Genomic DNA, 12831 nt, shown 5'->3' with positions numbered 1-12831 from the left:
CCGCGGCTGCGCGCTTCGGCGGTGGCCGCGGAACGTCGACTACGCCCCCGGGTCATCGCCGCGGGAACGGCCCTCACAGGATTCAACCAGGTTCGCGGGCCGTGGCGCAGGGGCCGGTCAGGGGGTCGGGGGAGGCGTGGAGGGGGACGGGGAGGGCGCGGCGGACGGCGTGGTGGGGACGGGGGCGGACAGCAGGCCGGAGCCGGTGACTCCGGGGACCGTGGGCCAGCCGTTGAGCGGGTAGTCCACGGTGTCGTTGAGCGGGCGTATCAGCGGGGAGACGGCGGCCGCACCGGCCATCACCGGCGCGGTCAGACCGCGTACCAGATCGCCCGGGGCCTGAACGGTGCCGGAGGACGGCACTCCGGGCACCAGCGGCGCGGACATCGACGTCGGAGCCACCGTGGTCTGTCCGAGCAGCGAGCCGCCCTGGGCGGCCGGCAGTGGCCCTCCCGGGCGGCGCCGCTGGCTGTCGGGCGTGACCGCGCCCGCTCCCGCTCCCGAACCGGCCGAGCGGGCCGGGATGACGTTGCTGCCGGCGCCGCCACGGGCGTCGGCGGTCGTGTCGCTGGGGATCGCGGTGGTGACGCCGCCGAGGGCGACCGCGGCCAGCGACACCGCGCCGGCGGCGGCGAACGCGAACCGCAGACCGCGCGAGGCGGCGCGGCCCTCGTCCGGGCGGCCGACGGGATGGATGCGGAAGCCGCGCTCGTGGGCCGTAGCGGCCGGAGAGACAGGGCTGTGCGGACGGGCGGGGACGTATCCGAACGCGAAGCGCTCACCGCGGCGCGCCCCGAAGACGCCCGCGATGCCCGCCAGGTCTCTGCCCGACATCGCGGAGGTGCCCGGGTCGTCGGACGCTGCCGCGATGTCCTCCTGAGGGCCGCGGCCGAAGAGGCCGCCGCCCGAGCCGGACGTGCCGTCACCGCCGGGCAGGCCCTGGAGGCGGGCCAGGAAGCTCGCCGAGGGCGGCGGCGGGGCAGCCTCCGCGAACACGTTCTTCAGTCGGCGCTGGGCGTCCGCCTCCGCCTTGCACCGGGCACAGGTGGCCAGGTGGGCGAGGACCCGCTCACGCGACTCATGACCGAGCTCTCCGTCCACCAGGGCGGAGAGCCGGTCCCCCAGATGCTGTTCTGCGAGGTGCGCCTTCTCTGCAGGTTTCGGCCGGGATCCACTCACGCGGTCGCGCCCCCTCCCCCCAGAGCGGGGACACGGGCGATGAAGGAGCGCCGCTCGGCCGCGCGGGCCTCCGGGGAGCGGTGCGCGAGGGCCTTGCGGAGCTGGGAGCGGCCGCGGTGGATACGGGAGCGGACCGTGCCGAGCTTCACGCCGAGGGTCGCGGCGATCTCCTCGTACGACAGTCCCTCGATGTCGCACAGGACGACGGCGGCGCGGAACTCGGGCGCCAGGGTGTCGAGGGCCTGCTGGACGTCGGCGTCGAAGTGCGCGTCGTTGAACAGCTGCTGCGGGGTGGGCTCACGGCTGGCCAGGCGCTCGGCCGCGTCCTCGCCGAGGGCGTCGAAGCGGATGCGCTGCTTGCGCCGGACCATGTCCAGGAAGAGGTTGGTGGTGATGCGGTGCAGCCAGCCCTCGAAGGTGCCCGGCGAGTACGTCGACAGGGAGCGGAAGACGCGGACGAAGACCTCCTGGGTGAGGTCCTCGGCGTCGTGCTGATTGCCTGTCAGGCGGTACGCCAGGCGGTAGACCCGGGCGCTGTGCGTGCTGACGATCTCCTCCCACGTGGGCGGAGTCCACGCCTGCCCGTCCGCGTCGGTGGAGAAGGTCGCGGTCTGGGCCTCGCCTGCGGCGAAACCGGCGTGGTGGTCAGCAGCGGTGTCGGTCACGGATTTCGGCCTGCCCGCCGACCCGAGGAAGCGCCGCAGCACTCCGCCCCGATCTCCGGGCGCAGCCGCACCTCCCCTGTCGGCTCTGGTGGTGTCCAGTGGAGCCCCTACCATAGCCACCTCGCCCGTTAGCTCCGGATAAGCGGTTTTACGAGAATTTGATACACGCTGATACGGCTCATGCGGCTGCGTCAGCAGTTGCTCGGCGTCCTGATCCACCTCTTACCCCCCATCGCGCATCCGGCCACCGTCACAACCTTCTAAACGTCCGGTCCCATCTGCGGGTTCCCGACGCCAACGGATACAGTCACGCCCAGGCAACCACGGGGACAGGAGAGGGTCATTACCGGCAACCGGCAGACGAGCTGGGCGTTCGCCGACGCCTTTGTCGCCGAGGACGAAGCGCTGCACTGGGCCCGCGACCGGGCCCGCGAGGCAGGGCTGCGCTCGGTGTCGCCGGCCACGGGCGCCGCACTGCGACTGCTCGCCGCCTCCGTGGACGCCAAGGCCGTCGCCGAGATCGGCACCGGCTGCGGGGTGTCCGGAATCCATCTGCTGCACGGCATGCGCCCGGACGGGGTGCTCACCACGGTCGACCCGGAGCCGGAGCACCAGCAGTTCGCCCGGCAGGCCTTCCGTGGCTGCGGTTTCGCCAGCAACCGGGCCCGTTTCATCCCAGGCCGCGCCCTGGACGTCCTGCCCCGGCTCGCGGACGCGGGCTACGACCTCGTCTTCTGCGACGGCGACCGCCAGGAGTACTCCGACTATCTCGCTGAATCGTTGCGCCTGCTGCGGCCGGGCGGGCTGGTGGTCTTCGAGGGCGTCTTCGCCAACGGCCGTACGGTGGGCTCGGGGCCGCAGCCGACGGAGGTGCTGCGGCTGCGCGAGCTGCTGCGCTCGGTGCGCGAGAGCCAGGAGCTGGTCTCGTCGCTGCTGCCGGTGGGCGACGGGCTGCTGTGCGCCGTCAAGAGGTGAGCGGCCGGGCGGTGAACGACCGAGCCGTGAACGGCCAAGCGGTCAGCGGCCGTTCGCCGGTGCCCGCGTACGCGTCTGCCCCGGCACCGCGTACGATGCCGGGGCAGACGTAAGGACCAGATGGCCGGCGCGTCAGACGGTGACCTTCTCCAGGGCCTCGCCGAGCGCCTTGGCCTCGTCAGGGGTCAGCTCGACGACGAGTCGACCGCCGCCTTCGAGCGGAACGCGCATGACGATGCCCCGCCCCTCCTTGGTCACCTCGAGCGGGCCATCGCCCGTCCGCGGCTTCATGGCCGCCATGCTCGTTCCCCTTCCTGAAACCAGCTCATCGTCTGCCGACGCCCCCGGAGGGCATCCGCGGTCCGGATCGGACACGCGACACCGGCATCGAACACATTGCTTCCCAGCCATTATCCCGCATCGCAGGACCCGATGACCAACATCAGTAGGCATCGCTTGGGCAACGCGCGCGAGCAAAACCACCCAATTCGGCGATGTGGCTGCGATACTGCGCCGCCGCACGGACATCCATCGGCCGACTCCACTCCGTTTTTCTTTGACGCAGGTCACACGTCCGGTCCGGCTCTTGGACGGTGATCTCCGCCATGCTGTCCTTCGTACACGGACGTACTGAGCGGTACGTCACCCGCGACCCGGAGGGGATGCCCCATGGCCGACACCGTGCTCTACGAGGTGAACGACGGACTCGCGACGATCACGCTGAACCGCCCCGAGGCCATGAACGCGCTGAACATCGCGACCAAGGTCGCCCTCCGGGAGGCGGCGGAATCCGCGGCCGGGGACGCGGCCGTACGGGCGATCCTGCTGACCGCCGCCGGGGACCGGGCGTTCTGCGTGGGCCAGGACCTCAAGGAACACATCGGGCTGCTCGCCGCCGACCGCGAGACGGGGACCGGGCAGACGATGAGCACGGTCAAGGAGCACTACAACCCGATCGTGACCGCCCTCGCCGGGGCGCCGAAGCCGGTGGTCGCCGCGGTGAACGGCGTCGCGGCCGGGGCGGGTTTCGGCTTCGCGCTCGCCGCGGACTACCGGCTGGTCGCCGACACCGCCGCCTTCAACACCTCCTTCGCCGGTGTCGCCCTGACCGCCGACTCCGGGATCTCCTGGACCCTGCCCCGGGTGATCGGCCCGAGCCGCGCCGCCGACCTGCTGCTCTTCCCGCGCAGCATCAGCGCCCAGGACGCGCTCGAGCTGGGCATCGCCAACCGGGTCGTACCCTCCGCCGAACTGCGCGAGGAGGCCGAGAAGGTGGCGCGAGCGCTGGCCGAGGGGCCGACGGTGGCGTACGCGGCGCTCAAGGAGGCGGTGGCCTATGGGCTGTCGCACTCGCTCGCGGAGACGCTGCAGAAGGAGGACGAACTGCAGACCCGGGCTGGGCAGTCCGAGGACCACGCGATCGCCGTGCAGGCCTTCGTCAACAAGGAGAAGCCCAAGTACCTGGGCCGGTGAGCGGTCAGCGGGCGGGCCGGCCCGTACGGCTGACGCACGTCTCCAAGTGGTCGTTGACCAGCCCGCACGCCTGCATCAGGGCGTACGCCGTCGTCGGGCCCACGAATCTCAGGCCCCGCTTCTTCAGGGCCTTGGACAGGGCCGTGGACTCCGGGGTCACCGCCGGGACGTCGGCCAGGGTCTTCGGGGCCGGGCGGCCGGCCGGGTCGGGGGCGTGGGACCAGATCAGGTCGTCCAGTTCGCCCTCGGCCCAGTCGGCGAGCACGCGCGCGTTGGCGAGGGTCGCGTCGATCTTGGCGCGGTTGCGGATGATGCCCGCGTCGGCCAGCAGCCGCTCGCGGTCGTCGTCCGTGAAGGCGGCGACCTTCTCGATGCGGAAGTCGGCGAAGGCCGCGCGGAAGCCCGTGCGGCGGCGCAGGATCGTGATCCAGGACAGGCCCGACTGGAAGGCCTCCAGGCTGACCCGCTCGAAGAGGGCGTCGTCGCCGTGGACCGGGCGGCCCCACTCCTCGTCGTGGTACGCCACGTAGTCGTCGGTGGACAGGGCCCACGGGCAGCGCAGGGCGCCGTCGGGTCCGGCGAGGGCTGCTCCGCCGCTCATCGCTGCTCCTCCGGGTGACCGGGCTTGTCCATGCGGACGTGTGCCGCCGCGGCTCTGGCTCCGGCCAGCGCCGACTCCAGGTCGGCGATCCGGGCGTCCCGCTCGGCCAGCTCGGCGGCGATCCGGCCGAGGGCGTCGTCGACGTCCGCCATGCGGTAGCCGCGCGGGGAGACCGGGAAGCGCAGGCTCTCCACGTCGGCGTGGTCCACCGGGCGGTCGGCGGGCAGCGGGTCCTGGAGCCGGTCCGGGGCCACCTCGGGCAGCGGGGCACTCTCGCCGCCGCCCACCACGGCGAGTGTCACCGCGGCGACCACGACGGCCAGTGCGATGACCAGGAACAAGAACATCACCATCGCCAGGGTCCCCACGCTCTCTGCCGGACGCCGAAACTGTCAGGCTCCGATCGTGCCATGCGACTCTGACAGTTAGGGTCGCAGGCGGCCGTAACGCGGGACGCACGAGAAGAGGTCACAGCGGATGCTCAGGCTGGGCAGGCGGGAATTCGGGGCGCACGAGCCGGTGATCATGGCCATCGTGAACCGGACCCCCGACTCCTTCTACGACCAGGGGGCCACCTTCCGCGACGAACCGGCCCTCGCCCGCGTGGAGCAGGCGGTGGCCGAGGGTGCCGCGATCATCGACATCGGCGGGGTGAAGGCCGGGCCGGGCGAGGAGGTCACGGCCGAGGAGGAGGCGCGGCGCACGGTCGGCTTCGTGGCGGAGGTACGGCGGCGCTTCCCGGACGTGATCATCAGCGTGGACACCTGGCGGGCCTCGGTCGGCGAGGCGGTGTGCGAGGCGGGCGCGGATCTGCTGAACGACGCGTGGGGCGGGGTCGACCCGCACCTCGCGGAGGTCGCGGCGCGGTACGAGGTGGGGCTGGTGTGCACGCACGCGGGGGGTGTGCAGCCGCGGACTCGACCCCATCGGGTGACGTACGACGACGTCATGGCCGACATCCTGGACGTGACCGTGGGGCTGGCCGAGCGGGCGGTCGCGCTGGGCGTGCCGAGGGAGTCGGTGCTCATCGACCCCGGGCACGACTTCGGGAAGAACACGCGGCACAGCCTGGAGGCGACGCGACGCCTGGAGGAGATGGTCGCCACGGGGTGGCCGGTGCTGGTGTCGCTGTCCAACAAGGACTTCGTCGGCGAGACGCTGGACCGGCCGGTGAAGGAGCGGCTGATCGGCACGCTGGCCACGACCGCGGTGTCCGCGTGGCTCGGGGCGCAGGTGTACCGGGTCCATGAGGTGGCCGAGACCCGGCAGGTGCTGGACATGGTGGCCTCCATCGCCGGCCACCGGGCCCCTGCCGTGGCTCGCCGGGGCCTGGCCTGACGCCGGAGGGCGGTCAGGCCGGGCGCGGCTGCCGAAAGCCCCGGCCTAGCGGGCCGCCTCCTTCGACACCAGGGCCACCGCTTCCTCGACCTCGTCGGTGACGTGGAAGAGGAGGAGGTCCTTCTCGGCGGCCTTGCCCTGGGCCACCAGGGTGTTCCTCAGCCAGTCGACCAGGCCGCCCCAGTACTCGCTGCCGAAGAGGACGATCGGGAAGCGGGTGACCTTCTGGGTCTGGACCAGGGTGAGGGCCTCGAAGAGCTCGTCGAGGGTGCCGAGGCCGCCGGGCAGGACCACGAAGCCCTGCGCGTACTTCACGAACATCATCTTGCGGACGAAGAAGTAGCGGAAGTTCAGGCCGATGTCGACGTAGGGGTTCAGCCCCTGCTCGAAGGGCAGCTCGATGCCGAGGCCGACGGAGGTGCCGCCCGCCTCGCACGCGCCCTTGTTGGCCGCCTCCATCGCGCCCGGGCCGCCGCCCGTGATCACCGCCCAGCCGGCCTCGACCAGGCCGCGGCCGAGCCGGACGCCCGCATCGTACTCCGGTGAGTCCACCGGGGTGCGCGCCGAGCCGAACACGCTGATGGCGGGCGGGAGTTCGGCGAGCGTGCCGAAGCCCTCGATGAACTCCGACTGGATCCGCAGCACCCGCCAGGGGTCGGTGTGGACCCAGTCCGTGGGGGCACGCTCGTCCAGCAGCCGCTGGTCGGTGGTGCTGGCCATGACCTGCCCGCGCCGCCGCAGGACGGGGCCCAGGCGCTGCTCGTCCGGCGGGACCTTCTTTCCCTCGGGATTGCCGGTAGCCATGTGCGCTCCCTCCACTTGCCGGTAGTTCGATCTCAGACTAGATCGCCGCGGGTTACGGAGGGAGGACGTGACGATGTCCGGTGTGCAGCGCCGTACCGGGCCTGTACCCGGTTTCTAGGCCGTGAGCCAGGTCCGCAGGCGCTCCTCGCCCGCCAGGATCTTCGCCGTCTCCACCCGCTCGTCCCGCTTGTGCGCCAAGTGCGGGTTGCCCGGGCCGTAGTTGACCGCAGGAATACCGAGCGCGGAGAAACGGGAGACGTCCGTCCAGCCGTACTTGGGCTGCGGGGTGCCGCCGACCGCCTCGATGAAGGCCGCCGCGGCCGGGTGGGACAGGCCGGGCAGCGCGCCGCCGCTGTGGTCGTCGACCACGAACTCCGTCACCCCGCAGCCCGCGAAGACCTCGCGGACGTGCGCGATCGCCTCCTCCTCGGAGCGGTCGGGGGCGTAGCGGAAGTTGACGGCGACCACGCACTCGTCCGGGATGACGTTGCCCGCCACTCCCCCGAAGACGCGCACCGCGTTCAGGCCCTCGCGGTACTCCAGGCCGTCGATCACCGGGTAGCGCGGCTCGTAGGCCGCCAGGCGGGCCAGGATCGGGGCCGCCGCGTGGATGGCGTTGGAGCCCATCCAGGAGCGCGCCGAGTGGGCCCGCTCGCCCGCGGTCTTCAGCAGCACGCGCAGGGTGCCCTGGCAGCCGCCCTCGACCTGGCCGTCGGACGGCTCCAGCAGAACCGCGAAGTCGCCCTCCAGCCACTCCGGATGGGCCTCGGCGACGTGCTTGAGGCCGTTCAGGTCGGCGGCGACCTCCTCGTTGTCGTAGAAGACGAAGGTCAGGTCGCGGTTCGGGGCCGGGACCGTGGCCGCGATGCGCAGCTGCACCGCGACGCCCGACTTCATGTCGCAGGTGCCGCAGCCCCACAGCACGCCGTCCGCGTCGAGGCGCGAGGGGACGTTGTCCGCGATCGGGACGGTGTCGATGTGGCCGGCCAGGATGACACGCTCGGAGCGGCCCAGGTTCGTGCGGGCGATCACATTGTTGCCGTAGCGGTCCACCGTCAGGTGCGGCAGGGCGCGCAGGGCGGTCTCGATCGCGTCCGCGAGGGGCTTCTCCGTGCCGCTCTCGGAGGGGAAGTCCACGAGCCGCGCGGTGAGCGCGGCGGCGTCGAGCGTGAGGTCAAGCGAGGTGTCGGCCATGGACCGACCCTAGCGCGCCGGCCGCCGGGACCGGCGGGTAAGCGCTCTCCGGCAACCCCCCGTGAGGGCCTTGCGGGCCTCCAGTACCTTGTACGCGTGCCAGAGCCGTCCCCCACCCGTCCCAAGCGCCGCGGTCGTCTTTTCCGTTACACCGCGGCCCTGTTGGTCCTGTGCGGTGTCGCCGCCTATCTCGTGGTGCAGTACGTCACCGGAGGCGGCGGAGCCCGAGGCTGCAAGGTGGTGTCGGACGCGGGCGACGGGACGTCGTACGAGTTCACACCGGAGCAGGCGTCGAACGCGGCGACGATCGCGGCCGTCGGCACCGGGCGCGGGATGCCCGAGCGGGCCGTGACGATCGCGCTGGCCACGGCCATCCAGGAGTCGGGGCTGCGCAACATCCAGCACGGCGACCGGGATTCCCTGGGCCTGTTCCAGCAGCGGCCCTCGCAGGGCTGGGGCACCCAGCAGCAGATCCTGGACCCGGCGTACGCGGCCGGCATCTTCTACGCCCATCTGGCGCGCGTGCCGAACTACACCGAACTGCCGCTGACCGACGCGGCCCAGCGGGTGCAGCTCAGCGGCTACCCGGAGGCGTACGCCAAGCACGAGTCGGACGCCACCCTGCTGGCGGCGGCACTGACGGGGAACGCGGCGGCCACGCTCACCTGCGACGGGCGTCCGCAGCCGGGGGTCTCGGCGACCGGTCCGGACGCCGTACGCAGCGCGCTGGTACGGGACTTCGGGCGCGACGCGCTCCAGGAGACCGGTGCGCAGGTGGACGGTGTCCCGGTGCCGTCGCCGTCTCCGGCGCCGAGCGTGACCGCGACCGCGCAGGGGAGCACGGTGACGGTTCCGGTGCCGCAGGGCGGGCGGACGGACGCGAGCGGGCGCGGTGAGCGGCAGCGGGGCTGGCAGCTGGCGCAGTGGGCGGTGGCGAACTCCTCGGCGCTGCACGTCCAGCGGGTGTCGTACGCGGGGCGCGAGTGGAGCGCCGGGAGCAGCGACAGCCGGTGGAAGCCGGCCGCCTCGGCCGGGTCCGGCGGGGTGGAGCAGTCCCCGGGGGCCGTCCGGATCATGACCGGACAGTAGTACGAGGGATCACTCGGGCGGGTTGCACGGCCACCCGCTCGCCCCACAGTCCGCGCCGATCCCGTGCCCGGCTCGGAAACCCCGGGAAATCAAGAGCCGTAAGGATTCTGCCGGCTGCACGACAGACGCTCTTTGCCCGTTTTTATCCACACCTGATAATGCGATGCGTTATCCATTCGTTACCTGGCGCGTCCGCAACCTTCGCGGACTTCGAGCGGTAGTCACGGCGTCCGAGCCCGGACCCGGGCCCCGGACCTTGACACCGTTCTCTCCCGTCGAATGGAGCATCATGTCCCTCCCTCTGACCCGCCGGATCGCCCGTGCCGCGCTGCTCGTCGCAGCGGGAACGGCAGCCGGGGTCGGTGCGGCCGGCTCCGCCGGTGCGGCCACGAACCTGCCGGAGGTGGCCCCGAACCTGAGCGGTATGTCCGCCCCGGACGTGGCGCACGTCGCCGGCACCGCCGACTCCGCCGCACAGAACGTCACCTCTCTCGCGGGCAACGCGGGCGGACACGTGGTCGGGACTGCGGTGCCGGCCGCGGGCAAGACCGGCGGCGGCGCCGTCAAGAAGGCGGCGCCGGTGGCGCAGACCGCCACCGGCAGTGTCGCCCAGACCGCCGGGAACGTCGTCGGGGACGCCGCGTCCGGCACGGCGAAGGGTGGCGTCCTGCCGACGTCGAACCTGCCGGTCCAGCAGCTGCCGCTCGGCTGACCGACCATACGGCGACGGGGCCCGGGGAGATTCCCCGGGCCCCGTCGGCTTTGCTACGACAGGCGCTCCACCGCCGCCCGGACCCGTTCGTCCGTCGCCGTCAGCGCCACGCGGACGAACTTCTCGCCCGCCTCCCCGTAGAAGTCCCCGGGAGCCACCAGGACGCCCAGCTCGGCCAGGTGGGCGACCGTGTCCCAGCAGGACTCGTCCCGCGTGGCCCACAGGTACAGGCTCGCCTCGCTGTGCTCGATGCGGAAGCCGTGGCCCAGCAGGGCGGCGCGCAGGGCCTCGCGGCGGGCCGCGTAGCGCTCACGCTGCTCGTGGACGTGGGCGTCGTCGCCGAGGGCCGCCACGACCGCCGCCTGGGTCGGCGCCGAGGTCATCATGCCGCCGTGCTTGCGGATCTCCAGCAGCGGGCCGAGGACGGCCGGGTCGCCGGCGACGAAGGCCGCGCGGTAGCCCGCCAGGTTGGAGCGCTTGGACAGGGAGTGGACGGCCACGATCCCGTCGTAGGAGCCGCCGTTGACGTCCGGGTGCAGGACCGAGACCGGGTCGGCCTCCCAGCCCAGCTCCAGGTAGCACTCGTCGGAGACCAGCAGGATGCCGTGCTCGCGCGCCCAGGCGACGATCGCGGTCAGGTCCTCCTTCGGGATGACCCTGCCCGTCGGGTTCGAGGGCGAGTTCAGCCAGAGGAGCTTCAGGTTCGCCGGGTCCAGGTCGCGCGGGTCGTCGTAGACCTCGTAGTCCGCGCGGGCCAGGCGGGCGCCGACCTCGTACGTCGGGTACGCGAGCCGCGGGTAGGCCACCGTGTCGCCCGGGCCGAGGCCCAGCTGGGTCGGCAGCCAGGCGACCAGTTCCTTGGAGCCGACCACCGGCAGGACATGGCGGTGGGTGACCTCGCGGGCGCCGAGGCGGCGCTCCAGCCAGCCGGTGATCGCGTCGCGCAGCGCCGGGGTGCCCCAGACGGTCGGGTAGCCCGGGGAGTCGGCCGCGTCGATCAGGGCCTTCTGGATCAGCTCGGGCACCGGGTCGACCGGGGTGCCCACGGAGAGGTCGACGATCCCGCCGGGGTGCGCGGCAGCCGTCTTCTTGTACGGCTCCAGCTTGTCCCAGGGGAAGGTGGGGAGCCGGTCGGAGACTGCGGACACGGGAATCAGGCTCACTTTCGTACGGTGCGGCAAACGCCTCGGTCCCGTGCGGCGGTGATCGGGACGATCGGGCCGTACGGGACCGAGGCGACGGTGCGGCTTACGGGGATTACTCGCCCTCAGCCTGCGGCGGCAGCGCGGCGATGAAGGGGTGGTCGCGCTCGATCAGCCCCAGCTTGCTCGCACCGCCGGGCGAGCCCAGCTCGTCGAAGAACTCGACGTTCGCCTTGTAGTAGTCCTTCCACTCCTCCGGAGTGTCGTCCTCGTAGAAAATCGCCTCGACCGGGCAGACCGGCTCACAGGCACCACAGTCGACGCATTCGTCCGGGTGGATGTACAAGGACCGGGAGCCCTCGTAAATGCAGTCGACCGGGCACTCCTCGATGCACGCCTTGTCCTTCACGTCGACACAAGGCTGCGCGATGACGTAGGTCACGCTGTCGTTCCTCCTCGATAGGGCGCTGGCGGGCCTCCTCAGGCTCCGCCGCCTGGCGCGCGGGAGCGCGGCGTCGTCGATGCCCGCCCCTAGTATCTCCGTTCCGGAGCATGATCCGAACAGGAGGGGTGAACTGACCAGTGGAAATCTCGGCGGCAGGACGCTTGGAAGTCCGCATTACCCCTGCTGACGTGGGGAAACGGGTCTCCGTACGGCGCTTGGGGGACCCTGGAGCGGCGTCGGAGAAGTTCACCGACACGGTGGGTGTTCTCACATCATGGGATGGTGGCGTGCTCATGATCACACGCCGGGACGGGGAAAGTGTCCGCATCCCGGAAAACATCCTGGTGGCGGGCAAGGTCGTCCCCGCGGCTCCGGCGCGCCGGCGCGGACCCGCGGCCTCGTACGAGGAACTCGCGCGCGTCTCCTCGCGCGGCTGGCAACCGGTGGAGAGCGAGCGGCTCGGCGCGTGGGAGCTGCGGGCCGCGGTCGAGAAGGTGCCGCGCGAAGCGCGTCCGGCCGGGGTGGTGGTCGGACGACGGGCGGGCTTCACCCGGAGGGCCAACAGTGTGCTGCCGCTCGGCGATCCGGGTCTTCCGCTCGACGCGGCCCTGGAAGCCGTACGACGCTGGTACGGCGAGCGTGGTCTGCCCGCCTACATCCAGACCGCCACCGGGGCCGAGGGCACGCAGGAGCTGCTGTGCGCGGAGCTGGAGCGGCGCGGCTGGGTGCGGGAGGTGACCGCCGAGGTGTGGACCGGTGCCCTGGCGCCGGTCGCGGACCGGGCCGAGGGCGCGGATGTGCTCCTCGCCCGGGAGGCGGACGAGGCCTGGCTCGCCCGGTACCAGCGCAAGGGGGTGAGCGAGGTGGCCCTGCGGGTGCTCGGCTCGGGGCCGTCGGTGTGGTTCGCGACCGTGCCCGGCGCCGTGGGCGAGGCTCCGGCGGCGATCGGCCGGTGTGTCGTGGACGGGCGGTGGGCCGGTTTCGCCGCCGTGGAGGTGGACCCCGGCCGTCGTAGGCAGGGTCTCGCCACGGAGGTCATGGCCGCGCTGGCCCGCCGGGCACTGGACGAGGGCGCGTCGGCGGCCTGGCTCCAGGTCGAGACGGACAACGAGGGCGCACGGGCCCTCTACACCGCCCTGGGCCTCGCCCCGCACCACACCTACCACCACTACCGGGCGCCGGAAGAGCAGTGCGAACGCCCTGGAAGGACCTGA

General features: G+C 72.3%; 16 protein-coding genes. 6 read left to right on the top strand and 10 right to left on the bottom strand.

Going from position 1 to position 12831, the window contains the following annotated elements; all coding sequences use genetic code 11:
• Positions 1 to 117: 117 nt before the first annotated feature.
• Both ACH47Z_RS12120 and sigE read right to left on the bottom strand, forming a co-directional pair.
• Positions 118 to 1179: a zf-HC2 domain-containing protein gene (locus ACH47Z_RS12120; protein ID WP_399073109.1), complete on the bottom strand. Its 1062-nt coding sequence runs from the start codon at positions 1177 to 1179 to the stop codon at positions 118 to 120.
• Positions 1176 to 1886 carry an RNA polymerase sigma factor SigE gene (gene sigE, locus ACH47Z_RS12115; protein ID WP_399073108.1) on the bottom strand — a complete coding sequence of 237 codons (711 nt, stop codon included), beginning with the start codon at positions 1884 to 1886 and terminating at the stop codon, positions 1176 to 1178. Before sigE ends, ACH47Z_RS12120 begins: the two co-directional genes overlap by 4 nt.
• 234 nt (positions 1887 to 2120) lie before the next feature.
• Between sigE and ACH47Z_RS12110 the strand changes: the two genes are divergently transcribed.
• A complete protein-coding gene (locus ACH47Z_RS12110) occupies positions 2121 to 2819 on the top strand; it encodes an O-methyltransferase (RefSeq protein WP_399073404.1) in 699 nt (232 codons plus the stop codon).
• 132 nt (positions 2820 to 2951) lie between these two features.
• Here ACH47Z_RS12110 and ACH47Z_RS12105 read toward each other — a convergent pair whose 3' ends face one another.
• Positions 2952 to 3119: a DUF3117 domain-containing protein gene (locus tag ACH47Z_RS12105; protein ID WP_003985072.1), complete on the bottom strand. Its 168-nt coding sequence runs from the start codon at positions 3117 to 3119 to the stop codon at positions 2952 to 2954.
• Between the two features lie 142 nt (positions 3120 to 3261).
• Complete coding sequence (locus ACH47Z_RS12100; protein WP_399073107.1) at positions 3262 to 3426, bottom strand: hypothetical protein; 165 nt, start codon at positions 3424 to 3426, stop codon at positions 3262 to 3264.
• 62 nt (positions 3427 to 3488) lie between these two features.
• On the opposite strand from ACH47Z_RS12100, the gene ACH47Z_RS12095 reads away from it, so the two are divergent.
• Complete coding sequence (locus ACH47Z_RS12095) at positions 3489 to 4292, top strand: enoyl-CoA hydratase/isomerase family protein (RefSeq protein ID WP_399073106.1); 804 nt, start codon at positions 3489 to 3491, stop codon at positions 4290 to 4292.
• A gap of 4 nt (positions 4293 to 4296) precedes the next feature.
• On the opposite strand, the gene ACH47Z_RS12090 is transcribed toward ACH47Z_RS12095, so the two are convergent.
• Entirely contained in the window at positions 4297 to 4893 is a 597-nt protein-coding gene (locus tag ACH47Z_RS12090; protein WP_399073105.1) for a DNA-3-methyladenine glycosylase I, read from the bottom strand.
• Positions 4890 to 5246 carry a DivIVA domain-containing protein gene (locus ACH47Z_RS12085; protein WP_399073104.1) on the bottom strand — a complete coding sequence of 119 codons (357 nt, stop codon included), beginning with the start codon at positions 5244 to 5246 and terminating at the stop codon, positions 4890 to 4892. Before ACH47Z_RS12085 ends, ACH47Z_RS12090 begins: the two co-directional genes overlap by 4 nt.
• 124 nt (positions 5247 to 5370) lie before the next feature.
• Here ACH47Z_RS12085 and folP point away from each other — a divergent pair, with 124 nt between their 5' ends.
• Complete coding sequence (folP, locus tag ACH47Z_RS12080) at positions 5371 to 6231, top strand: dihydropteroate synthase (protein WP_399073103.1); 861 nt, start codon at positions 5371 to 5373, stop codon at positions 6229 to 6231.
• Positions 6232 to 6276: 45 nt separating this feature from the next.
• On the opposite strand, the gene ACH47Z_RS12075 is transcribed toward folP, so the two are convergent.
• The gene (locus ACH47Z_RS12075) at positions 6277 to 7035 is read right to left on the bottom strand and encodes a TIGR00730 family Rossman fold protein (protein ID WP_399073101.1); all 759 of its coding nucleotides are present in this window, start codon (positions 7033 to 7035) and stop codon (positions 6277 to 6279) included.
• Positions 7036 to 7149: 114 nt separating this feature from the next.
• Positions 7150 to 8229, bottom strand: coding sequence for a succinyl-diaminopimelate desuccinylase (gene dapE, locus ACH47Z_RS12070; protein ID WP_399073100.1), 1080 nt, complete (start codon positions 8227 to 8229; stop codon positions 7150 to 7152).
• A 96-nt stretch (positions 8230 to 8325) separates the two neighbouring features.
• On the opposite strand from dapE, the gene ACH47Z_RS12065 reads away from it, so the two are divergent.
• Both ACH47Z_RS12065 and ACH47Z_RS12060 read left to right on the top strand, forming a co-directional pair.
• Positions 8326 to 9318, top strand: coding sequence for a heavy metal transporter (locus ACH47Z_RS12065; RefSeq protein WP_399073099.1), 993 nt, complete (start codon positions 8326 to 8328; stop codon positions 9316 to 9318).
• A gap of 289 nt (positions 9319 to 9607) precedes the next feature.
• A complete protein-coding gene (locus ACH47Z_RS12060) occupies positions 9608 to 10030 on the top strand; it encodes an ATP-binding protein (protein ID WP_399073098.1) in 423 nt (140 codons plus the stop codon).
• A gap of 53 nt (positions 10031 to 10083) precedes the next feature.
• Here ACH47Z_RS12060 and ACH47Z_RS12055 read toward each other — a convergent pair whose 3' ends face one another.
• Together ACH47Z_RS12055 and fdxA are read right to left on the bottom strand one after the other, a co-directional pair.
• Positions 10084 to 11178: a bifunctional succinyldiaminopimelate transaminase/glutamate-prephenate aminotransferase gene (locus ACH47Z_RS12055; protein ID WP_399073097.1), complete on the bottom strand. Its 1095-nt coding sequence runs from the start codon at positions 11176 to 11178 to the stop codon at positions 10084 to 10086.
• Between the two features lie 109 nt (positions 11179 to 11287).
• A complete protein-coding gene (fdxA, locus tag ACH47Z_RS12050; protein WP_399073096.1) occupies positions 11288 to 11614 on the bottom strand; it encodes a ferredoxin in 327 nt (108 codons plus the stop codon).
• Positions 11615 to 11754: 140 nt separating this feature from the next.
• Between fdxA and ACH47Z_RS12045 the strand changes: the two genes are divergently transcribed.
• A complete protein-coding gene (locus ACH47Z_RS12045) occupies positions 11755 to 12831 on the top strand; it encodes a GNAT family N-acetyltransferase (RefSeq protein WP_399073095.1) in 1077 nt (358 codons plus the stop codon).

It is taken from the genome of Streptomyces sp. NPDC020192 (genome assembly GCF_044388685.1).
Classification (GTDB): Bacteria; Actinomycetota; Actinomycetes; order Streptomycetales; family Streptomycetaceae; genus Streptomyces.
Note: the sequence above shows the minus strand (reverse complement) of the source record. Positions and strands in the feature narration are given on the sequence as shown.

Bases quoted from the DNA above. Each gene is read 5' to 3' on its own strand.
- ACH47Z_RS12060 (WP_399073098.1), top strand. From the start codon at position 9,608: ATGTCCCTCCCTCTGACCCGCCGGATCGCCCGTGCCGCGCTGCTCGTC.
- ACH47Z_RS12075 (WP_399073101.1), bottom strand. From the start codon at position 7,035: ATGGCTACCGGCAATCCCGAGGGAAAGAAGGTCCCGCCGGACGAGCAG.
- ACH47Z_RS12095 (WP_399073106.1), top strand. From the start codon at position 3,489: ATGGCCGACACCGTGCTCTACGAGGTGAACGACGGACTCGCGACGATC.
- ACH47Z_RS12085 (WP_399073104.1), bottom strand. From the start codon at position 5,246: ATGGTGATGTTCTTGTTCCTGGTCATCGCACTGGCCGTCGTGGTCGCC.
- ACH47Z_RS12105 (WP_003985072.1), bottom strand. From the start codon at position 3,119: ATGGCGGCCATGAAGCCGCGGACGGGCGATGGCCCGCTCGAGGTGACC.
- ACH47Z_RS12090 (WP_399073105.1), bottom strand. From the start codon at position 4,893: ATGAGCGGCGGAGCAGCCCTCGCCGGACCCGACGGCGCCCTGCGCTGC.
- dapE (WP_399073100.1), bottom strand. From the start codon at position 8,229: ATGGCCGACACCTCGCTTGACCTCACGCTCGACGCCGCCGCGCTCACC.
- folP (WP_399073103.1), top strand. From the start codon at position 5,371: ATGCTCAGGCTGGGCAGGCGGGAATTCGGGGCGCACGAGCCGGTGATC.
- ACH47Z_RS12100 (WP_399073107.1), bottom strand. From the start codon at position 3,426: ATGGCGGAGATCACCGTCCAAGAGCCGGACCGGACGTGTGACCTGCGT.